At 37.8% G+C, this 22,160-nt stretch carries 23 protein-coding genes; 6 read left to right on the top strand and 17 right to left on the bottom strand.

Annotated elements, in window-relative coordinates:
* Positions 1-88: 88 nt before the first annotated feature.
* The 8 genes from ESV24_RS05450 to ESV24_RS05415 form a co-directional block, all read right to left on the bottom strand.
* Positions 89-1,402: a hydroxymethylglutaryl-CoA reductase, degradative gene (locus tag ESV24_RS05450; protein WP_111814640.1), complete on the bottom strand. Its 1,314-nt coding sequence runs from the start codon at positions 1,400-1,402 to the stop codon at positions 89-91.
* Between the two features lie 73 nt (positions 1,403-1,475).
* Positions 1,476-2,237: a tryptophan synthase subunit alpha gene (trpA, locus tag ESV24_RS05445; protein WP_111814642.1), complete on the bottom strand. Its 762-nt coding sequence runs from the start codon at positions 2,235-2,237 to the stop codon at positions 1,476-1,478.
* Between the two features lie 47 nt (positions 2,238-2,284).
* Complete coding sequence (trpB, locus tag ESV24_RS05440) at positions 2,285-3,469, bottom strand: tryptophan synthase subunit beta (RefSeq protein ID WP_111814957.1); 1,185 nt, start codon at positions 3,467-3,469, stop codon at positions 2,285-2,287.
* A 77-nt stretch (positions 3,470-3,546) separates the two neighbouring features.
* The gene (locus tag ESV24_RS05435; RefSeq protein ID WP_111814959.1) at positions 3,547-4,158 is read right to left on the bottom strand and encodes a phosphoribosylanthranilate isomerase; all 612 of its coding nucleotides are present in this window, start codon (positions 4,156-4,158) and stop codon (positions 3,547-3,549) included.
* Positions 4,159-4,220: 62 nt separating this feature from the next.
* Entirely contained in the window at positions 4,221-5,003 is a 783-nt protein-coding gene (trpC, locus tag ESV24_RS05430) for an indole-3-glycerol phosphate synthase TrpC (protein WP_111814644.1), read from the bottom strand.
* Positions 5,004-5,036: 33 nt separating this feature from the next.
* The gene (trpD, locus tag ESV24_RS05425; RefSeq protein ID WP_111814646.1) at positions 5,037-6,035 is read right to left on the bottom strand and encodes an anthranilate phosphoribosyltransferase; all 999 of its coding nucleotides are present in this window, start codon (positions 6,033-6,035) and stop codon (positions 5,037-5,039) included.
* 123 nt (positions 6,036-6,158) lie between these two features.
* Complete coding sequence (locus tag ESV24_RS05420; protein ID WP_111814961.1) at positions 6,159-6,734, bottom strand: anthranilate synthase component II; 576 nt, start codon at positions 6,732-6,734, stop codon at positions 6,159-6,161.
* Positions 6,735-6,833: 99 nt separating this feature from the next.
* Positions 6,834-8,252: an anthranilate synthase component I family protein gene (locus tag ESV24_RS05415; protein ID WP_111814648.1), complete on the bottom strand. Its 1,419-nt coding sequence runs from the start codon at positions 8,250-8,252 to the stop codon at positions 6,834-6,836.
* Positions 8,253-8,536: 284 nt separating this feature from the next.
* On the opposite strand from ESV24_RS05415, the gene ESV24_RS05410 reads away from it, so the two are divergent.
* The 3 genes from ESV24_RS05410 to ESV24_RS05400 all read left to right on the top strand — a co-directional run bounded on the left by ESV24_RS05410 (position 8,537) and on the right by ESV24_RS05400 (position 9,763).
* Complete coding sequence (locus ESV24_RS05410; RefSeq protein ID WP_111814963.1) at positions 8,537-8,848, top strand: rhodanese-like domain-containing protein; 312 nt, start codon at positions 8,537-8,539, stop codon at positions 8,846-8,848.
* 12 nt (positions 8,849-8,860) lie between these two features.
* Positions 8,861-9,259 carry a rhodanese-like domain-containing protein gene (locus ESV24_RS05405; RefSeq protein WP_111814650.1) on the top strand — a complete coding sequence of 133 codons (399 nt, stop codon included), beginning with the start codon at positions 8,861-8,863 and terminating at the stop codon, positions 9,257-9,259.
* A gap of 126 nt (positions 9,260-9,385) precedes the next feature.
* The gene (locus tag ESV24_RS05400; protein ID WP_111814652.1) at positions 9,386-9,763 is read left to right on the top strand and encodes a hypothetical protein; all 378 of its coding nucleotides are present in this window, start codon (positions 9,386-9,388) and stop codon (positions 9,761-9,763) included.
* A gap of 1 nt (position 9,764) precedes the next feature.
* Here the strand turns inward: ESV24_RS05400 and ESV24_RS05395 are convergent, their stop codons facing one another.
* From ESV24_RS05395 to ESV24_RS05380, 4 genes are all read right to left on the bottom strand, one after another.
* Entirely contained in the window at positions 9,765-11,000 is a 1,236-nt protein-coding gene (locus tag ESV24_RS05395; protein ID WP_111814965.1) for a DUF3570 domain-containing protein, read from the bottom strand.
* Positions 11,001-11,008: 8 nt separating this feature from the next.
* Positions 11,009-11,224, bottom strand: a complete 216-nt coding sequence (locus ESV24_RS05390; protein ID WP_111814967.1) for a DUF4266 domain-containing protein — start codon at positions 11,222-11,224, stop codon at positions 11,009-11,011.
* A 63-nt stretch (positions 11,225-11,287) separates the two neighbouring features.
* The gene (locus ESV24_RS05385) at positions 11,288-12,277 is read right to left on the bottom strand and encodes an FAD:protein FMN transferase (RefSeq protein ID WP_111814654.1); all 990 of its coding nucleotides are present in this window, start codon (positions 12,275-12,277) and stop codon (positions 11,288-11,290) included.
* A 1-nt stretch (position 12,278) separates the two neighbouring features.
* Entirely contained in the window at positions 12,279-12,716 is a 438-nt protein-coding gene (locus ESV24_RS05380) for a thioredoxin family protein (protein ID WP_111814656.1), read from the bottom strand.
* Positions 12,717-12,876: 160 nt separating this feature from the next.
* Between ESV24_RS05380 and ctlX the strand changes: the two genes are divergently transcribed.
* Complete coding sequence (ctlX, locus tag ESV24_RS05375; protein ID WP_111814968.1) at positions 12,877-13,779, top strand: citrulline utilization hydrolase CtlX; 903 nt, start codon at positions 12,877-12,879, stop codon at positions 13,777-13,779.
* Here the strand turns inward: ctlX and ESV24_RS05370 are convergent.
* Positions 13,776-15,218: an SDR family oxidoreductase gene (locus ESV24_RS05370; protein WP_111814658.1), complete on the bottom strand. Its 1,443-nt coding sequence runs from the start codon at positions 15,216-15,218 to the stop codon at positions 13,776-13,778. The genes ctlX and ESV24_RS05370 overlap by 4 nt on opposite strands.
* A gap of 126 nt (positions 15,219-15,344) precedes the next feature.
* On the opposite strand from ESV24_RS05370, the gene ESV24_RS05365 reads away from it, so the two are divergent.
* The gene (locus ESV24_RS05365; protein WP_111814970.1) at positions 15,345-15,551 is read left to right on the top strand and encodes a hypothetical protein; all 207 of its coding nucleotides are present in this window, start codon (positions 15,345-15,347) and stop codon (positions 15,549-15,551) included.
* Positions 15,552-15,554: 3 nt separating this feature from the next.
* Here the strand turns inward: ESV24_RS05365 and ESV24_RS05360 are convergent, their stop codons facing one another.
* Positions 15,555-16,187 (bottom strand): MarC family NAAT transporter, encoded by a 633-nt coding sequence (locus ESV24_RS05360; protein WP_111814660.1) that lies wholly within the window; start codon positions 16,185-16,187, stop codon positions 15,555-15,557.
* A 78-nt stretch (positions 16,188-16,265) separates the two neighbouring features.
* Positions 16,266-16,697 (bottom strand): hypothetical protein, encoded by a 432-nt coding sequence (locus ESV24_RS05355; RefSeq protein ID WP_111814662.1) that lies wholly within the window; start codon positions 16,695-16,697, stop codon positions 16,266-16,268.
* Between the two features lie 179 nt (positions 16,698-16,876).
* On the opposite strand from ESV24_RS05355, the gene argS reads away from it, so the two are divergent.
* On the top strand, positions 16,877-18,664 hold the full coding sequence (gene argS, locus ESV24_RS05350) for an arginine--tRNA ligase (RefSeq protein ID WP_111814664.1): 1,788 nt from the start codon (positions 16,877-16,879) through the stop codon (positions 18,662-18,664).
* A 3-nt stretch (positions 18,665-18,667) separates the two neighbouring features.
* Here argS and ESV24_RS05345 read toward each other — a convergent pair whose 3' ends face one another.
* Both ESV24_RS05345 and ESV24_RS05340 read right to left on the bottom strand, forming a co-directional pair.
* Positions 18,668-21,229, bottom strand: a complete 2,562-nt coding sequence (locus ESV24_RS05345; RefSeq protein ID WP_111814666.1) for a TonB-dependent receptor — start codon at positions 21,227-21,229, stop codon at positions 18,668-18,670.
* On the bottom strand, positions 21,210-22,136 hold the full coding sequence (locus ESV24_RS05340) for a FecR family protein (RefSeq protein ID WP_111814668.1): 927 nt from the start codon (positions 22,134-22,136) through the stop codon (positions 21,210-21,212). The genes ESV24_RS05345 and ESV24_RS05340 overlap by 20 nt, the downstream gene beginning before the upstream one ends.
* Positions 22,137-22,160: the final 24 nt, after the last annotated feature.

Here is a 22,160-nt window from a genome sequence, read left to right as displayed (position 1 = left end):
GGTTCAGCACCACGTATTCGCCAGTGAGCAATAATTTTCCGTTGCTGTGAAATGTTTTTTTTAATTTGCTTCTAAACTTTTAAACTCATCAACTTCTCAAATTCTCCAAAAAAGAAACCACTGAACTATGCGAAACTGCATTCTCTTTATAATATTCCAGCGCCTCGTTTTTTTCATCCTTTGTAGCATTTAGCTGGTTCAAAATATTCATTAAGTGCATTTTCATATGCCCTTTTTGAATTCCCGTTGTAACCAAAGAGCGCACTGCTGCGAAGTTTTGTGCAAGTCCAGCCACAGCCAGAATCTTCATCAATTGTTTTGCGTATGGTTTTTGAAGTATTTCAAAAGCTAATTTTGTTAAAGGGTGAAGCGAAGTTAATCCGCCAACGGTGCCCACAGCCAAAGGTAATTCAATCCAAAAAGTGAATACGCCATCCTCAATTTTTGCGTGAGTTAAACTTCCGTAATAACTATTACGAGCAGCATAGGCGTGAACGCCAGCTTCAACCGCGCGAAAATCATTTCCCGTGGCTAAAACCACCGCATCGATGCCGTTCATAATGCCTTTATTATGGGTTACAGCGCGTCTTGTTTCAGTTTTTGCGATTTCTATAGCGCGGACAAATTTTTCTGCAACTTGTTTTCCTTCGTACTGTTTTGTAGTAAGTTCTTCCACTTTACAACTCACTTCGGCACGCACCAAACATTCGGGAACGTAGTTGGAAAGTATGCTCATTACTACTTCCGGAAATGTTTCTTTTTGTTGAAATTTTTCGAAATTCCGCGCTTCTTCCTCAAAAGTTTGCGCCATTTGTTCCAAGCAACTATTAATAAAGTTGGCACCCATTGCATCCAGTGTTTCGAAAGTGGCATGAATGTAAAAGTATCCTTCCAAAATGTGTGATTTGTCAACCAATGAAAGCTCCAAAAGTCCACCCCCGCGGGCTTTCATATTTTTTTCGATAGCTTGAATACTGTCGCGAAGTTTCGGTTTTACTATTTCAAAAAAATCTTCAATACTTTTTTCACTTCCAAAAAAATTAAAATGAATCTGTCCATTTTTTTCAGTGGAAATCACTTCGGCCTTAAACCCACCTCGTTCCAACCAAAATTTAGCGGCATTACTAGCAGCAGCTACCACCGAGCTTTCTTCGGTAACCATTGGTAAAGCGTATAATTTTTCGTTGATTAAAAAATTAGGGGCAATTCCAAACGGTAAGTAGTAGTTGGAAATGGTGTTTTCTATAAAATCATCGTGAAGTTGCTGCAGTGACGGGTTGTCATTCCAGTAATTTTCTAAAATTTGAACGGAGTTTGGATTATTTTGCAGATAATTTTCTGCAAGCCATTCAATTTTTTCAGCTTTTGTTTTCTTTGAAAATCCAGAAATAGGTTGAATCATTTACTTAAATATCATTTAACTGCAAAGATAGTGTTTCGGTATAGTTTCTTTTAAATCATTTATAAAGAAAAGCCTATCTAATTGATTTTATGAAAGTTGAAATTCCGCCCAATCCTTTTTCTGAAAGCATTTTTATAAAAGCACTGCCAATAATTGCGCCTTTTGCAGATTTTGTGGATTGCAGAAAAGTTTCAGAATTATTTATTCCGAAGCCCACAATTAAAGGATTGCTAAGTTTCATTGAAGCGATGCGTTTAAAATATTCTTCCTGTTCTGCGCCAAAACCTTCCGAACTTCCCGTAACACTTGCGCTGCTCACCATATAAATAAAGCCTTCGGAAGCGTTATCAATTTGTCGAATTCGTTCTTCAGAAGTCTGCGGCGTGATTAAAAAGATATTTATGAGATTGTATTTTTTGAAGATTTCTTCATAATGCTCTTCATATTCCGCCAAAGGAAGGTCTGGAAGAATCAAGCCGTCAATGCCAACTTCAGCGCACTTCTTGCAGAAATTTTCAACCCCAAACTGAAGCATAGGATTGAAATAGCCCATAATTATCAATGGAATTGAAACAGTTTCTCGAATGTCTTTTAATTGCTGAAAAAGCAATTCGGTGGTCATTCCATTTTTTAGTGCTGCTTGCGAACTCTGCTGAATGGTGGGCCCATCTGCCAATGGATCGCTAAACGGCAAGCCGATTTCAACCATGTCAACGCCATCTTTTTCCAATTGCTGAAGTATTTCAACTGTATCATCCAATTTCGGATAACCTGCGGTGAAGTAGATGGATAGAATTTTTTTGTTTTCTGAAAGTTTATTTTTAATTCGATTCATAAAAAGTTTATTTTTTCATTTCCGCGAAGGCGGAAATGATAAAGTACCTAATTCAAGTTAAAATATTTTATATAAGTGTCCAAATCTTTATCGCCACGCCCGCTTAAATTCACCACAACCACATCATCTTTTTTAAATTTCCTAGTTTCAAAAATTGCGAGTGCATGGCTGGTTTCAATAGCTGGAATAATACCTTCCAATTTGCTAAGCTCCAGTCCTGCTTGCATCGCATCATCATCGGTTATTGAAATAAATTCGCCTCGTCCGCTTGCAAAAAGATTGGCGTGCATAGGGCCAACGCCCGGATAATCTAAACCTGCGGAAATAGAATATGGTTCTGTGATTTGCCCATCAGCGGTTTGCATTAATAGCGTTTTGCTACCGTGAATAATCCCGACTTTTCCCAATGCAGAAGTTGCAGCACTTTCACCACTATTAACTCCTTTTCCAGCGGCTTCTACAGCGATTATTCCAACTTCTGGTTTGTCTAAATAGTGATAATAAGCACCAGCTGCATTACTGCCACCGCCAACACAAGCCACAACAAAATCTGGGTTTTCACGACCTTCTTTTTCCTTGAGCTGTATTTTAATTTCTTCGGAAACTACACTTTGAAAACGTGCGACCATATCAGGATATGGGTGCGGACCAACTACGCTACCTATAATATAATGTGTATCCACAGGATTGTTTATCCAATCGCGAATAGCCTCGTTGGTGGCATCTTTTAATGTTTTGCTGCCGCTCGTGGCAGGAACCACTTTCGCTCCAAGCATTTTCATCCTGGCTACATTTGGGGCTTGGCGTTTTATATCAATTTCGCCCATAAAAACAATGCATTCCAGACCCATCAAAGCGCAAACTGTGGCAGTTGCGACGCCGTGTTGCCCGGCACCAGTTTCAGCAATAATTCGGGTTTTGCCCAAACGTTTTGCCATTAAAATCTGGCCGATGGTATTATTCACTTTATGAGCGCCTGTATGGCAAAGGTCTTCGCGCTTTAAATATATTTTAGTATTGTATTTTTCTGAAAGACGTTTTGCAAAATAAAGCGGAGTAGGACGCCCAACATAATCTTTCAATAGTTGACGGAATTCTTTTTGAAAAGATTCCTCGGCCATTATTTTTAAATAATTCTGCCGAAGCTCCTCAACATTTGGATACAGCATTTCGGGAATATATGCTCCGCCAAACTCGCCGTAATAGCCTTTTTCGTTTACGTTATAATTCATTTTTTTCAGTATTGAGTATTGAGTATTGAGTATTGAGTATTGAGTGGTGGTTCTAATATGTACTGTTTCCCAATACACTAAAGACCTATAAGGTTTTGAAAACCTTGCAGGAGGGCAATTTCCTTTAAGCCCGGTTCAATTTCAAACTTGCTGTTTACATCAATAGCGTGAATGGGAAGGTCTGTTTTTAGTAATTCTTTGAGGGAATCAATTTCTTCCAAACCAATACCGCCGCTTAAAATAAAAGGTTTTTTTGAAGTATATTTTTTTAAAATCTCCCAATTGAAAGTGTAACCGTTTCCACCTTTTTCTTTTCCTTTTGTGTCGAAAAGGAATTTATCTACACTACTCTCATATGGTTTTAAAATTTCGAAATCGAATTCGTCTTTAATCGAAAACACCTTCCAAATGCTAAGGTCTCGACTGCGCTCGACCTGACATTCTTTTCTTAATTTGTCACAAAAATCTACAGTTTCATTGCCGTGAAGCTGAATAATATCTAAATCATGCTTCTTGACCAATTCAAGCACTTTTGAATGTTTTTCGTCCACAAAAATGCCGACTTTTTTAATACCAAGCGGCAGCGAAGGAATCTCTTCCGCATCGAAATACCTCGGACTTTTTTCGTAAAAAATAAAACCCAAATAGTCAGGCTGAAGCGCTGCAACTTCAGTTATATTATTTTTCATTCCGCAGATTTTAATCCCCACCCCAACCCTCCCCGAAGGGGAGGGGGTTTGTTTTTTTTCTTTCATCTTAATTTTTCTATAAATGCTTTTGCAGTTTCGCCGGGATTATCGGTTTTCATAAAATTTTCTCCAATCAAAAAACCTTCGAAACCATACGTTCTCAAGTCTTTTATTGTTTCCACATCGTTAATGCCGCTTTCGGAAATTTTTACGAAATCGTTCGGAATCTCCTTCGAAAGTTTTTTGCTTATTTCAATATTCACTTTGAAGTTTTTTAGGTTTCTGTTGTTTACACCAATTATATCTACGTTTGGCAACAATGATTTCTGAAGTTCTTCAAGATTATGAACTTCTAGCAAAACATCCAATTTTAAGCTTTTTGCCAAATGTGAAAATTGCTTCAATTCTTCTGCCGAAAGGCAAGCGGCAATCAATAGAATAGCGTCGGCGCCATACGCTTTTGCTTCATAGATTTGATACGGATCGATTATAAATTCCTTCCGAAGAATTGGGATAGAAACTGTTTTTTCGGCAACCAAAAGATCATCCAACGAACCTCCGAAAAAGTTGGAATCCGTTAAAACTGAAACTCCCTTGGCGCCCGCAATTTCATAACCCGAAACAACTTCGGGCAATAAAACCTTGTCGTTAATTACCGATTTACTGGGTGAACGACGCTTGTGCTCAGCGATAATTCCAGTGGTTGAAATTCGCAATGCCGCTGCCAATGATTTGGTTTCTTTCCCGAACAGTGGAAACTTTTCAAGTAACCGCACTGGGATTGCTTCCTTTTTTGCTGTAACTTCCTTGAGTTTATAGGCGGTAATGTTATCTAATATTGTCATTTTCGTTAATCGTTAATCGTTAATCGTTAATCGTTAATTCGTTTTCGATAATTGTTGTAATTTTTTTAAAGACTTCAATGCTTTTCCGAATTGTAAAGTTTCTTTTGCTTTTTGAAATCCCTCTTTTATCGTACAGTTTTTAACTACTGAAATTGCCATTCCGGCATTTGCGCAAACAACGTTGTTTTGGGCTTTGGTGCCTTTTCCGTTTAAAATATTTAGAAAAATTTCTGCAGATTCTTTTACGGTTTCACCGCCAAATATATCAGATTCGTCAATCTGCTGCACTCCGAAATCTTCAGCAGTCAAAATGCTTTCCGAAGCTTTCGAAATTACTTTTACGGGCCCAGTTAAAGATATTTCATCGTAACCATCAATCGCATGCAGTATTGCGTAATTCTTTTCACTTTTTTGATAGAGATAACCGTACATACGCGCCAATTCCAAATCGAAAACCCCGACCAATTGATTCTTCGGAAATGCGGGATTTACCATTGGTCCAAGCATATTAAAGAATGTTTTTACGCCCAATTCCTTTCTAATTGGTGCCACATTTTTCATTGCAGGGTGGAAGAGTGGCGCGTGCAAAACACAGATTCCAGCTTCGTCCAAACTGCGTTTTAAAAAATCTTTTTCGTTGCTGAATTTTATGCCCAAAGCTTCCATTACGTTACTGCTTCCGCTTACCGAGGAAACTCCGTAATTTCCGTGTTTTGTGACTTTTATTCCAGCTCCGGCCGTAACGAAAGACGCCAAGGTTGAAATATTAAACGTGTTTTTTCCATCACCACCGGTTCCGCATAAATCGATAGTGTTGTATTCACTAAAATCTATTGCTAAACACAAATCTAACAATGCGTCCCTAAAACCCTCCAGTTCTTCCAAACTTACATTCCGCATCATAAAAACCGTCAAAAAAGCAGCAATTTGGTTTTGGTTGTATTTTCCTTCGGAAATGTTTACTAAAACGGTTCGTGCTTCATCTTTGGTGAGCTGTTCGTGATTTATTAATCTGTTTAAAATCTGTTTCATTTTTTCTCTCGCAAAGGCGCAAAGACGCCAATTTTTTATTTACTAACACTAATTACTTGAAAAATGAAGCACGCGATAAATCGCGAGCCTACTGGAACTGAACAATAATTCCCCCTTTGGGGGTTAGGGGGCCTCCACCCAATTCTTAATAATCTGTTTCCCCATTGGAGTGAGCACACTTTCGGGGTGAAACTGTACGCCGCAAACATCATAAAATTTATGGCGAAGGGACATAATTTGTCCGTTTTCATCCACTGAAGTGATTTCCAAAACCTCGGGAAAATTTTCTTTTGAAACCACCCAACTGTGGTAACGACCAATTTCAAACTCTTTTTCGATTCCTTTAAAAAGAGGTTCGTTTTCAACAATGATTGTAGCTTTTGTGGCAACTCCGTGAAAAACTTTACTCAAATTTTCCAATTTTCCACCAAAAACTTCACCAATTGCTTGTTGGCCCAGACACACTCCAAAGATTGGTTTTGAAGTTGCGTATTTTTGGATCACTGCTTTAAGCAAGCCTGCTTCGTCAGGAATTCCTGGGCCGGGAGAGAGAAGTACTTTGTCGTAATTTTCAACTTCTTCTAAATAAAACTTATCGTTTCGTTTTACGGTTACCTCGCAATCCAATTCCTCTAAATAGTGAACCAGATTGTACACAAAACTGTCGTAATTATCTATTACTAATATTTTCAGCCCCATCCCCATCCCTTCCCCAAGAGGTAAGGGAGCTTGATTTTCAGCTTCTTTTATTTTTTCCTTTTCCATATTATATAGAGTTTAAAATTCCCCCTTCGGGGGTTAGGGGGCTATTTTTTCGGCTAATTCCAGCGCCTTTGTAAGTGCGCCTAATTTGTTATAAACTTCCTGCAATTCGTTTTCCTCGTTACTTTCGGAAACCACGCCAGCACCGGCTTGATAATGTAAAGTATGGTTTTTGCTGACGAACGAACGAATGATAATCGCGTGATTAAAATTGCCGCTAAAATCCATAAAACCGATTGCGCCGCCGTAAAATTCACGACTTCTATTTTCATATTTTTCGAGCAATTGCAATGCTTTATGTTTGGGCGCGCCACTTAAAGTTCCAGCGGGAAATGTGTCTGCAACAATCTGCATTGTTGAAGTATTTTGATTTTTTGTAGCCGTAACTTTGCTCACTAAATGAATAACGTGCGAGAAAAACTGAACCTCCCGATAGGTTTCCACTTTAACATTTGTTCCGTGGCGACTTAAATCATTTCGCGCTAAATCTACGAGCATTACGTGTTCGCTGTTTTCTTTTTTGTCTTCGGAAAGTTTTTTTGCTAGCTCCGCATCCTGTTCGTCATTTCCGGTGCGTTTGAAAGTTCCCGCGATTGGGTGGATTTCTGCTCGATTTCCTTTTACAATCAATTGAGCTTCGGGAGAACTTCCGAAAATTTTGAAATTGCCATAATCAAAATAAAAAAGATAGGGCGAAGGATTTACACTTCGCAATGCCCTGTAAACGTTGAACTCATCACCTGTGAATTTCTGTGAAAAACGTTTGCTTGGCACAATTTGGAAAACATCGCCACGCTGGCAATGTTCTTTGCATTTGCGAACCAAAGCTTTAAAATCTTCATCATTCAAATTTGTTGTTCGCTCGCCGTTTCTTTCAAAAGGATATTCAGCGAAACTCTTGGACTTTAAAATTTGTTCAATCTGCGGAATGTTGTTTTCGGTTTCATAACAATGCGCAAAAATATAAGCTTCATTGTTGAAATGGTTTATCGCGATTATGTTTTGATAAACGGCGTAATACAAATCAGGCATTTCAAGATTCTCTTCTTTTTTATGAAGTTTAATATCTTCAAAATAACGCACCGCATCAAAAGCCATAAAGCCGAAAAGACCGTTGTTTATAAATTTGAAATTACTTTCTTCAGAAGAAAAAGAAGAAGCAAATTCATCTAAAACTCTGGGGACATTCGTGTTTTCATTAATTTTATTTTCAAGAGTTGTCCCATCGGGAAAATGTTGAAAAATAGTTTCATTTTCAACTTTTATGGAAGCAACCGGGTTTAAACAGATATAACTGAAACTATTGTCGTTGGCATGGTAGTCACTGCTTTCTAGCAATAGGCTATTCGGAAATTTGTCACGAAGCCGCAAATACACCGAAACTGGTGTTAGCGTATCTGCCAAAAGTTTTTTTGAATATGTTTTTAATGAATATTTTTTATTTTCTATTTTCATTCTTTATTTGCTGAAATATTAATCAAAAGTTCCATTTTGGTTAAAGCCAAAAAAAAAGGCTTGTCGTGATTGACAAGCCTTTTCGTATATTTTTATACTATAGGTGTTTCGCTCACGACGTTTTTCGTAAGTTTTTCCACCACCAAGTATTTGTATTGAATGTGTTCATTTTTTCAAAGTCCAAATATAGAAAGGTTTTTTTAAAAATTGAAGTTCTGATAATAATTTTTGAAATTTTGTTTCGCTTCATTTCGATTCCTTATTTTTGTAGAAAAATTTACAATATGGCAGATTTGAATCAACAGCAGTGGAGTGAACAACTTAAAAACGACGATAATTCAGTAATAATAGACGTTCGCACCGATGCTGAATTTGAAGAAGGTTACATTCCAGGAGCAACACAGATTGATATTTTTAACGGTGCCGAATTTCTTAAACGTGCAAAAGAATTGGATCCAGAAAAAAATTATTATTTGTATTGTCGTTCCGGTGGCAGAAGTGGCCAAGCCTGTATGTTGCTAAATTCCGTGGGTGTAAAAAACGCTTACAATCTTAAAGGCGGAATTATGGAATGGCAGGGTGAAATAATTAATTAAACACATTTTATTATGAAGAAACTGGTTTTAATGTTTGGATTAACAGCGCTACTTTTTTTTACTGCTTGTAAAGAAACCAGCACTGCTCAGGAAATTACAGTTATAGCCCCTGAAGAAGTATATAATGCAGTTACCAATAGCGAAAACCTTCAGCTGGTTGATGTACGGACACAAGAGGAATTTGGAGAGGATCATCTTAGAACTGCCCAAAATATCTGTGTAACAGATGATGATTTTAAAGAAAAAGTCGCAAAACTTGATAAAGAGGAACCTGTTTATTTATACTGCAGAAGCGGAAAAAGAAGTGCCAAGGCAGCCCAAATAATGAAAGAAATGGGTTTCAAGGAAATCTACGATATGGAAGGAGGGTTTCTCAATTGGGAAAGTCAAGGACTTCAAAATAAAGAATAAAGCTATAAATTCTTTCCTAATTTCTTTAACGCATTTAAACTTTAGGAGTTAAATTCACGCTAAAGTAAGGTTTGATAAAATCTTTTTAAACCATCTCTACTTATCTTCAGTAACATAAACTTTGTTATGGAAGAAAGAGAAGAAATGATACAAGAGCAGATGCGAAGTCTCGTAACTATTAGTTGTGATTTTGATATAAAGCCAAACAAAGCGTTCCAAAATTTTCATAAATCTTTATTGAAATTTTACTTCAATGCAATTGATGTGAATATTGATTACTCTGAAAAATTGATTTCTATTTGGAATCCCAAGCCGTTGACGACAAATCCCTTAAGGCTTTATGATTTGAATGAAGCCCTTGCCGACAAAGTAATCTATACCAACTTGGAAGAAACGCTAAACGGTTGTTTGGAAATCGGTCAGCTTCAAAATAGTTTTTATATAAGGTTACTTTCAGAATATGAAGATTCACTTAAAGGAGGCGAGAGTTTTCTGGGTGCTTAGATCAATTTCCTACAAACTTAAATCCTGCCGAAATAAGACTATAATACAAACCGCTGTCGCGTTTGTAATAATCGTATTTTAAATCTATACTTTTCAAACCAAACTTTAACAGTTTCAATTTAGTGAAAATATCAGTATAGCCTATTCCAAAACCGTATTGGTTTGCAGAAAACTCAGAAAGATCATAATCTGAAGTGTAAAATTCATCTGTAGAAAGCGCCGTTTCATAAGGGTAAAAATAATCGGCCGCAGTTTGATTGTAATAACGATAACTTGGATACAATGTAAATTTGTCGGTAATTTTTATGGGAACTTCAATACTTGCTGTGTGCGAGGTTATTCCCCAATCATCAAAATAGTAACGGTAATAGGTCCGTAACACAAACATTTCATTTATAAAATAGTTTAACCTTCCGCCGATTGCTGTTTTAAAACGATTTTCTGGCAGTCTTTCAATATCATCCGCCAGTTGAAAATTTTCACGAAAACGATCGCGAAGATCTGAAAAATAAACCCTTTGAAAAGGAGTGGAGAGTAAGCCCTGCTGCTGTACTAAGTCGATTGAAAGTGCGCCCTGAAGGCTTTTTGAAAGTATTTGCGAAAACCCAAAACCTAGTGAATACGAATTTCTGTTTTTGGTATCCAATCCATTAAAAGTAGAAGATTCGCGCAGTTCTATTGGATACAATAATTTCCAAGAATCTAAGTAAACATTAGCGTGAACACTCAATTCAGTGTTCTTTTCATTAAAAAGTTTAGTATAACTTCCACCAAACCCCAATGAGAAATAATCATACTCCGAAGAGACGGAAACCTTTGCACTTACTATATTGTTTCGGTCATCACTACTGTGTGAATAACTAAGGTTTCCACCCGCCCAAAGATCGCTAGCCGAGGCGCCTGAAGAAGCTACATAAGGATCAGCGGGGCTATTACTATCAAAAGGATCAACATTACTCGATGAAGCAGAGGTGTATGCAGAAACACCCGCGTCAATTGTTAAAACATCGTCAGCATTTAATGGAATCGCTACGACAATAGTTGGAGTGAAATCCGTAAGTTTTTCTGTGCCGATACCGCCACTTACGGCGGCATTGTCACCGTCTTGGCTGTAATAACTTGTAAGAAAATCTACTTCGGTGGCTTCAAGTACGCGCTTTTTATAAGTGGAAGTAGAATCCTGTGCAAAAACTGTTGTTGAAAACAGAATGATAAATAAGCTAACTATATTTTTCATATAAAACATTAATTACAGCCGCAGCCACCACCAGTTTTACCTCCGTTGGCACCCGATGCAGCTTCGCGATAGGCCTGCGCATTAACCTCAAACCTGTCTACGGGTTTGTCGGCCAATACCATATCGGGATCATTCAGTTTTACCTTTTCGTATTCCTTAACAACCGTGCAGGAACCTAATGAGCCAGAAAGAACAAGGCAAAGAAGAATTATTAGTTTTTTCATGATTTTTATTTTTGAAACTGTCATGATTGCTTAGCTTATCGAAGTACTGCAAACTGTGACTGCTTACTTTTTAATGGTTTCAATCTCAATATTTTCTGAAGTGAAAACTTCACCCTTTTCATCAATAACGATGCATTCTATTTTTGGCAGTTGATTTATAAGGTCAATACCAACATCCTTTCCCATAACAAAAATTGAAGTTGCCAAAGCATCTGCAATTTCGGCTTTTGGAGCAAATACTGTGGCGCTGATAATTCCTGTGGCGGGATAGCCTGTGCGAGGGTTAATTATATGCGTGTAGCGAACACCATTAAAAGTAACGTATTTTTCATAATTGCCGGAGGTAACCACGGCATTATCTTTTAAGGGAAGTAACGCAAAGGCCTTATTTTTGTCCATCGGGTTGGTGATGGCCACTTTCCAAAATTCACCGTCGGGTTGCTTCCCCCAAGTGTTCATATCGCCAGCAGCATTTATTATTCCTGCACTAACCCCTTTTTCCATCAAAAGTTTTTTTGCTTTATCGGCCGCATATCCTTTGCCTATGCCGCCAAAGCCTATTTTCATTCCCTCCAATTTTAGAAAAACCGTAAAATTTTCAGGATCAAGAATAATATTTTGATGCCCTACTTTAGCAACGGATTGTTTTATGGCTTCTTCCGAAGGCATCTCGGTCATGCTGCCGTCAAACTTCCAGATTTTATCCATGGAAGCAAAACTGATGTCGAAAGCGCCGTCGGTCAATTTTGAAATTTCTGCAGAACGTCCGATTAAATTATAGAGTTCTTCATCAACCTTTACAGGTTTTATGCCTGCGCTTCTATTTATTTCTGAAGTTTGAGAAGCCGAATCCCATGAGGAAATGAGCTTTTCAATACGAGTTATTTCACCAACCGCCAAATCAATATAATCGTTAGCTTCAGTTGAATCTTTTGCAACAACCGTAATTTCAAAACGGCTTCCCATTAATTTTAGGGTACGTTTAAATATTTCTTGTGAGAACGTGAAATTCACACAAAGCAGTGCAATGAGCAATGAGGTTGTCTTTTTCAAACTATTTTAGAAACGATTCAAGTTTTTCTATATAAGCCTCGGGCGAAGTTTTTTCATAACCCGCTTCTCCCAAAACAGTACCGTCTTTATCAAGAACTACAACGAATGGAAAATAGCCTCGCTTGTTATATTTTTCCGCAAGTTGATTGTTTTTTTGCTGTTGGGCATCAGGCAATGCATTTCTCTTTTTTCGGGGAAAATCTGCCTGTAACATCACAAAATGATTTTTTGCATACGTTTTAAATTCATCGGTGCTCCATATTTCACGATCCAATTTTATGCACGGAGCGCACCAATCGCTTCCTTGAAAAACGAGGATTATTGAACGGTTTTCTTCGGAAGAAATTTGCTTTGCGGTTTTAAAATCGGTTTGCCATTCTTGGGCTGAGAGTGTTATTGAAAATACAATGGCGGCCAATAATAAAATTATTTTCTTCATTGAAAGATACGTGTTTTTTAAAAACGTTGTCAGTTCGCAAATAGTATATTTTATTTCTAAAACTTACGTCGCTAAAACCATTTTTTCCCCCAGGAAAATCCCTTAGATTTGCATCCTAAAATCACTCCAATTGGCAAAACAAATAACAGATACAATCGTAATGATTCGCCCGGTCGGGTTTCGTATGAACGAGCAAACGGCGGTCAACAATTTTTTTCAGGAAGACATAGCGCTTAAAAATGCTGAAATCAATACCAAGGCGCAGTCAGAGTTCGATGCTTTTGTTGAAAAACTACGTGCGATAGGCGTAAATGTTATTGTTGAAGACGATGATTTGCGAATGGATACACCCGATTCCATTTTTCCGAATAACTGGATCAGTTTTCACGAAAATGGCGATATAGGATTGTACCCAATGTTTGCCGAAAACCGCCGTCGCGAAAGACGTGAGGAAATTTTGATACGTTTAGAAAGCGAAGGTTTTAAAATAAATAATATTTTCGATTATACGCCTGCTGAAGATGAAGGATTTTTTCTGGAAGGCACCGGAAGCCTGCTTTTAGACCGAGTAAACCGAAAAGCTTATTGCGCCCTTTCACCTAGAGCAGATGAAGAACTGCTTATTGAGTTTTGTGAAGATTTTGAGTACTTACCAATAATCTTTACCGCAAACCAAACCGTGGACGGCAAACGTTTACCCATCTATCACACAAATGTAATGATGTGTGTTGCTGAAAAATTCTGCGTAATTTGTTTGGAATCAATTGATGATGCTACTGAAAAGAAGAATGTTGTTCAGCATCTAAAAAAAGATGGAAAGGAAATTATTAAGATAGCCGAAGCACAAATGCACCACTTTGCAGGCAATATGCTCCAACTGCAAGGAAACGACAAAAAATATTTGGTTATGAGCGCTGCGGCGCATAATAGCCTAAACAAAGAACAAATTGCAGCAATTGAAAAGCATTGCGAAATTTTAAGTAGCGATCTCACCACTATTGAAACCTGCGGCGGCGGAAGCGCCCGCTGTATGATGGCTGAGGTGTTTCTCCCTAAATCCTAGCTTGGATGGGAAACATAATTTCCTTCAGCGATGTTTTTTATCATTCCGCCAAAAATGAAATAGTGGAAGGGCAGCATCAAGTACCAATACAAACGGCCCCACAAACCTTTTGGTCTAAAGGTTGCAGTTTGTATCAATTCATTGTTCTCATTTATACAAAACTCTAGCCACGCCTCTCCCGGAAGTTTCATTTCGGCAAAAAGCAATAGTCGCTTGCTTTCCCTGTCGGCATATAGCACACGCCAAAAATCTAGCGCATCACCAGTGTAAATTTCATCTGGATGTGTTCTTCCGCGTCTAAGACCAACCCCACCGAAAAGCTTATCCATAAATCCGCGTATTTTCCAAAGCGAGTTTGCATAATACCACCCATGCGAACCCCCAATGGCCCAAATGTTGTTCAATGCTTTTTCGGGATCATCCACTTTCAAAACTTTTTCGTCTTTCAGGCATCCAAACTTGGGCACTTGTATATATTCTTTTAAATTCGAAATTCTACCGGCAACCAAGGAATCCTTCCAACTGGAAATAACAAGGTTTTGCTCAATTTTTAAAAATGCTTTTTTAATTGCTTCCTCGTAAGAAATGGGTTTGATATTCAAGATTTCCTGGAGTTTGTTGTCTCTTGCAACAACTTCCATTTTCATACTGTCCACAAGGTTTACGGCAAGTTTATAGGAAGTTGAGGTTACAAAATACAACCAATAAGAAGATAGCCGAGGAGACATAATAGGAACAGAAATTATCCAAAGTTTCAATCCGCGAATTTTAGAATATTTCAATAGCATTTCTTTATACGTTAAAACATCGGGGCCACCAATATCGAAAGATTGGTCAAAACATTTTTCATTGTCTAAAACACCATAAAGAAAGGTAATCACATCGCGAATGGCTATGGGTTGTATTCTAGTTTGCAACCATTTTGGAGCTACCATAATTGGTAGTTTTTCACACAAATCCCTAATTATTTCAAAAGAAGAACTACCGCTGCCCACCACGATTCCCGCTCGCAATACTGTTAAATGGAAACTTCCCTTGAACAAAATATCTTCCACCTTTTTTCTTGAAGCCAAGTGTTTGGAAAGCTGTTCTTCATTAACAATTCCGCTTAAATATATAACCTGCTTCACAGATGTTACCGCCATATATTCATTGAAATTTTCTGCTGCGCGCGCTTCAATTTCATCAAAATTATTGTCGCCACCGCTCATGGAATGAATCAAATAATACGCAGCATCTATATCTTTCGGAAAAGATTCGGTGTTCACTTCTTCCGCGAAATCAACTTCAAATACTGTTATCTTTTTTATGGTTTCTGGATCCAGCGGAAGCCGGTTTTTATCGCGAACGGCACAGATTATTTCATGTCCGTTCTCTAAAAGCTGGGGAAGCAAACGCATCCCAATATATCCGTTGGCACCTGTGAGTAGAATTTTCAATTTTATAATTTTGTTTAAAGATAATTTATAATAAATAAACAGAGGTTAAAAACCCGTTAACTTATGCTTCGCTTTATTTTTCAAAACGGTATCTTTAAAACTTCAACCAAACAAAATCCAAAATTCATGAAAATCTTAAAAATTGTATTGCTTATTGTGGGGGTAGTTTTAATTATTTTTGGTCTTTACAATGCCTTCGTGCCGCAGCAAGTCTTGGATATTGGTCCACTGGAAGTTAATGCGAAGGAAGGTTTAAGCAATCAATCCTTAGGAATGATTGGCATTGGGGTTTTGGCGCTTATAGCTGGCGCACTCCTTAAAAACCGTCGCTGATTTTCAAAGATTTATTGTTTTGAAAATAGAAATTACAGCTGCGCTGATGTATTCGACGCCGATGGAAATTACTATAAATCCAACAATTCGTGAAATAGCGTTAATGCCCGAAGCACCCAAAAATTTACTTATGTAATGAGAGCTTCTCAAAATAATAAAAGTTGCCAAACCAACTGCTAATACTGCCAAAACAACCAATATAATATCATTCGAACCTTGGTATTTCTGGTTAAAGGTAATCAATAATGAAATTGAGCCAGGCCCTGCAAGCATCGGAATTGCGAGCGGTGTCAGCGAAAACTTTTCGCGTTTATCCAAATCTTTTTGAACCCGTTTGTTCTTCATCCCTTTGTGTTTGGAAAAAGTTCCCGTCAAAAGTGCAAACCCCGAAGTAACGATTATCATTCCGCCCGCAATCCGCAATGCATTCAAACTTATTCCGAAGAAAGCCAATAAATACGTTCCAGCGAAGAAAGAAATGATTAAAATAACGATCACATTTATCGTGGTCAAAAGTGAAGTTTTGTTTCGCTCCTGTGGGCTTTCATCACTTGTTAAACCTACAAATACGGGTACAGTTCCCAAAGGATTTATTACTGAAAATAGTGCCGCAAAAACATATAAAAAAATGTCCATAGTTTTTTGGCAAAGGACGTACGGTTTTTCTATTTGAAGTTTACTGAAAAGTTAATTTAAGTTTACAATTGTGTTGCGCTAAAGATCTTCCAAACGGTCGAGAGTAGCGGCATTTTTTGCTTCCATCAATTTCTTCATAAAATTATGGACGGATTTGTCTTTTGCCCGCGCTTCAATTTTGAAAAAATAATCATCTTTATAAATAGAATATTCTTCTGCTTTGCCTTTATGAAGAACCAATTTATAATAGGGAATGATGAGCGCATAGGAATTCAAATTGCTTCGGAAACCAACAATAATACCTTTCGGTCGCATTTCAATATTGCATACGTTTCGATTATTGTCCAGATTCATCAAATTGCTAATTTGAATGCTGCTTTCTGTAAGAACTAATTTTGGAGAACCGATGCCACGCATTTTAAAACGTTCGCTTATTGTAAATGGTTTACCGAGTTCGGTATCTATTTTCCGGCTTATTTCCTTGTCATTATAGGATACGTGAAGTAGCATTTTTTTACTTTAAAGATACGTGATTTGGAAATACTTCAAATTTAAAAACTTGTATCTTTGCCTTCGAACTCTGAAGCTTCAGCGAAGGGGTTCTCTTTTAGAATGAATAATGCCTAACGAATAATGATTAATTTGAAAAATCAATTTCTTCACAAATATTAGCACATCCAAAATATAGTATGAATTTTCAGCAAAGAATAGAATCCGAAATAAAGAAGGCAGTTTCAACAATTTATAATGCTACTTTGGAAACGGTAGAATTACAACCCACCCGCAAAGATTTTGAGGGTGATATTACTGCCGTTGTTTTCCCAATGCTCCGTGTAGTTAAGGGAAATCCTGTGCAGATTGGAGAAGCTATTGGCAACTATTTGGTCGAAAATGTTTCGGAGATTGAAAAATTCAATGTGGTTCAGGGTTTTTTGAATATTGTTTTGAGTGATTCGTATTATTTGAACTTTTTCAATTCGGTTGAGGATTTTTCAACTTTCGGAAAAGGGGAGCAAAACGGACAAGCTATGATGGTTGAATATTCTTCGCCAAACACAAATAAACCGCTGCACTTAGGTCACGTTCGAAATGTTTTACTCGGCTATTCCGTTGCTGAAATTGAAAAAGCTGCGGGAAAAAAGGTTTATAAAACCCAAATAATTAATGACCGGGGAATTCATATTTGTAAAAGTATGCTTGCCTGGGAAAGATTCGGAAATGGTGAAACGCCGGATTCAACTGATTTGAAAGGCGATAAGCTTGTTGGTAATTATTACGTAAAATTCGACAAAGAATACAAAAAACAAATTGAAGCTTTAAAAGAAGAAGGAAAAACTGAAGAAGAAGCGAAAGTACAAGCGCCATTAATACTTGAAGCCCAAGAAATGCTCCGTAAATGGGAAGCTGGCGATGAAGAAACTGTAGCGCTTTGGAAAAAAATGAACGCTTGGGTTTACAAGGGTTTTGAGGAAACATATAAATCCATAGGCGTAGATTTTGATTTTTATTATTATGAAAGTGATACTTATCTTTTGGGAAAAGATATCATTGACGAGGGTATAAAAAATGATGTCTTTTTTATGAAAGACGATGGCTCTGTTTGGTGCGATTTAACTGAAGATGGCCTCGATGAAAAACTTGTTTTGCGAAGCGATGGCACTGCGGTTTATATGACGCAGGATATTGGTACTGCTGTGCAGCGCGTAAAAGATCATCCCGATGTTGGTGGAATGATTTACACCGTGGGCAACGAGCAGGATTACCATTTTAAGGTTTTGTTTTTAATTCTGAAAAAGCTGGGCTATAGTTGGGCGAAGAACCTATTTCATTTAAGTTACGGAATGGTGGATCTGCCATCCGGAAAAATGAAAAGCCGCGAGGGAACCGTTGTTGACGCTGACGATTTGATTGCACAAATGACTGAAACCGCCCGAACTATTTCGGAAGAACTGGGGAAGATCGATGATTTTTCAAAAGAAGAAAAAGAGCAACTTTACCGAATGATCGGTTTGGGAGCATTGAAATATTATATTCTAAAAGTGGATCCCAAAAAACGAATACTTTTCAACCCAGAAGAGAGTGTGGATTTTCAAGGAAATACGGGTCCGTTTATTCAATATACGTATGCGCGGATTCAGTCTATTCTCCGAAAAGCTGGAGAGGTCACTACCGAAGCTTCGGGAGCACTCGACCTGACAGCCTTCGAAATGCATCCCAAGGAAAAGGAACTTATAAAAATGATTCAACAATATCCTGAAACTATTCAGTTGGCTGCGGAAAATTACAGTCCGGCGCTAATTGCAAATTACACATACGATTTAGTAAAGGAGTTTAACAGTTTCTACCAAAACGTGCCCATTTTGGCAACTGACAATGAAACTGAAAAAGCGTTCCGGGTGAAAATTTCAAGAGCCGTTGGAGAGGTTATCAAAAGTGCTTTTGCCCTTTTGGGAATAGAGGTTCCGGAACGGATGTAGTTTTTAAAATAAAACCTGAAACGAAAAGTTTGGTGTAATTCCCAAAGAAATTTCCTCAATTTGATTTACGGTTATTTCATTGTTTTCGTCCCTTGCCAAGGCATAGCGGATGTTAATAGTGTTCTCGGTATTCAAAAGGTTCAAAAGTGCAATATTTATTTTGGCATCAATAGTTGGGGATAGTTTCCAAAGATATTCTGCAGAAAGATCTGCACGAAAATAATCTGGCAATCGCTGGTTATTTGGAGCATCAAATTGAATAGTTGTTACGCCACCTTCCGTGGTTGTTTCAAAATTTTCCAACGGAACTGTATAGGGTTTTCCACTGTGCCAATTCAGCCCTAAAGCAACTTTCAAAGCATTCCAGGAATAACTTCCTGCAATCGTTGCGGAATGCTGAATATCCAGATTGTTTGAAAACGTTGATGGTTCGAGGTTTTCAAATTCATAATCGTTTTTACTGTACATATAACTCAGCCACGTGCTGAACGATTTTGTTTTTTTATTCACCACAAATTCGGCTCCTTTTACCGTATAATTTCCAATGGCTTTTACAAATTGAAACTGGTTCTGTAGCCCTTGGTTATTACTATTTATATCCTCCACTATTTTATAAAATCCTTCCACGTTCATAAAAAGTCCATTCTTGCTGTAAACAAGTCCCGCGGAAGCTTGTTTACTTTTAATTATGGGTGTGCTTTGTTCGTCAGCCAATATCCATCTTCTTTTTTCAATACCGAGAAAATCACTTTCAAAATCAATTCTTTGTGAAATGCTTTGGCTTTTGAATTCGCCCAAAACCTCAACCGCAAAACCATTCCCAAATTTTTGATGTAAACTCAATCGCGGTTCTAATAAAATTTCTTCAAACTTCGAAAAATAATTTCCACGCACACCTCCAAAAACAAAGGTTTTTTGATTGTTGGAAACATAATTCAATCCCGCAAAAAGCGCATGGGTTCGAAGTACGTTCTTTTCATAATCGCGAAATCGTGGTAGATTTACATCCTGTGTGTTCGCAATACCTATTTCTGAAAAATGATACCCAGTTTGAAGCTTTAAAGTTTGCGATAGCCCGATGCTTGCGTCAAGTTTAACGCCAGTTTCCAAAACTTCGTTTTTTTGTATTTGTTCTTGGGTAGTGAAAATGTCTTTATGGATGGCATCCAGCAAATAATAGGTGCCGTAGGCCAAAGCGGTAGTCTCAATTTTATCATTCCACAGTCGGTTCCACGAAACGCCTCCCAGCAAACTTCGTTGGTCAAGTTCACTAGTTTTTGATTGGAAATTGGTTTCCAAAGTTTCAGTGAAATCCAAGGAATTGTCTATCGTCAAAAAGTTGATTCGCACTTTGTCCTTTTCTGAAATATCCCACAGCAATTTGGTACTGAAATCGTAAAAACTGAAATTTTCATCGGTAGTGATTGCGACGTTATTTTCACTGTTTTCAATATTTGAAATTTCACTGTCCTGAAAAATACGTTTGGTGTAATTTTTATAAATGGGAGATTCCCAAAGATGATTGATGGATTTTCTGGCGGCAACTTGAATACCGAGTTTTTCCGAAATGGGAATATCCAAGAACCCGTTGCCGTTTATCAAATTGAATCCAATTCCTGCTTCGGTTTCTGATGAAATTTTATTTTTTGAACGCATATCGATAACACCCGAAACTCCTTCGCCATAACGAATATTTGTCCCGTTTTTATAAATCGTTATGCTTTTGGTAATATCTGGATTTACAGCCGAAATTAACCCGAAAAAGTGTCCGCTTTGATACATTTTTATATCGTCCCAAAGCAATAGGTTTTCATCATGCGTTCCGCCTCGAATGTTTATGTTTGAAATAGTTTCATCCACACTTTTCACCCCGGGAAGAGTTTGCACAATCTGCAGTACATCGTTTTCCACCTGCCCTGGCAAAAGGCCGAAATTTTGAGCAGAAATTATAATGGATCCATCCAAATTTTTGTTGATCCCTTTAGTAAAAATATTTTGGATCATCACGGCTTCCAATTCAGAAACCGAAGGAATTAAAAGCAGTCCCGGACAATCGCTTGATAAGCTTGAAGTGTTTTTTCTGATTGAAGTATAGCCAACAAACGAAACCGTGTAGTTTGCATTTTTATATTGCAAAGGGATATAGAAAAAACCTTCCGCATTTGAGATTGTATTGAATGAGTTGTTTTCTGAAATAATAGTTGCGCCTTCCAACGGCAACTGGGTTTCAAAATCTATAATCCGCCCACAAAGACTGCCTTCGTTTTCTTTGGAAGTAATGGTGATATAGCGTTCGTTGATGCGGTGGTAAAGTAAAGGCGTGTTCTGCTGAAGATGGGAAAGCACATTTTCTATGGAATTGTTCCCATTTGACAGTGGCTTCAGTGTAACTTGTTCCACTTCTTTGAGAACGTACGAAAACCGAACATTGTGTTCCTTTTCCAAAGATTTTAAATAGGCCAAGAGTGTGGTTTCATCAGTTTCCTGCGCTACGGATTTCGCTCCAAATGCACAGAAAACTAAAAGGAAAAGGATGATTTTGTAGCTACTTGCTATTTTTGGCATGAATGCTTACGGCTCCGTTTTTATTTATTTTATAGTTCAATTGTAGTGGCTCACAGATTGCTTTTAAGGCAAGGTCAAGATTTTCGTGGGTAAAGCTGCCGGTAAATCTTTTTTCGGAATCAATATCTTCCAAAGTAACCTTAATCGGGTATTGTCTTTCAACTTCTTTTATTACTAGTGATAGCGGTGCGTTTTCAAAATTGCTTTCGTCGGCAAGCCATACAGGTGAAGGGTTTTCGGCAGCTTCGTTTATCACCAACTTTCCGTTTTCAATCTGTATTTTGCTACCAGCGGGCACTTTTAAAAGTGTATCGTTGAAAGCAACACTCACCAAACCTTCGTAACAGGCAACCGCAAAAAGCCCATCTCTTGCAGAAACATTAAACTGTGTTCCCAAAACACTAACGGTACCTTCAACGGTTTTTACGCTGAATTTATTTCCTTTTGTCACCTTAAAGTAAGCTTCGCCATCCAAAGAAAGCTCACGTGAATTGGACCAGTTTTTTTTATTGTATGTGATTTTTGAACCTGCGTTTAGTACGACTTTAGAATTATCAGGCAATGAAAAAGTTTCGGTCTGCGCGATTTCAGTTTTCACTGAAGTGTCTAAAATAGAAATGTAATAATAGCCAGCGAGCAAAACCGCAAATACTGCGGCAACTTTCCAAACAACTGAAAAAATATTGGGTTTGTGTAATTGATGGACTGGTTTTATTTTGTTTGAAATGGCTTCAAAGTTTGCTTCGCTGTCCATTTTGGGAAGCTCAAAACCCGAACTGGCAGCGGCAATCTGAACATACGATGCATACTCCGGATCTGTTTTTAATTGTTCCAGTTCTTCAGGAGTGGCTTCGTTGTTGAGCCATTTGTGCAATAAGTAATCTTTCTCCATTTTCTTTGTATTCATAGGTAAAACAGCCGAAGTGCGTGT

Origin of the sequence: Aequorivita lipolytica (assembly GCF_007997135.1) — a bacterium.
Taxonomy (GTDB): Bacteria; Bacteroidota; Bacteroidia; order Flavobacteriales; family Flavobacteriaceae; genus Aequorivita; species Aequorivita lipolytica.
The sequence above is the reverse complement of the archived record's forward strand: the minus strand, read 5'-3'. Positions and strand labels throughout refer to the sequence as shown.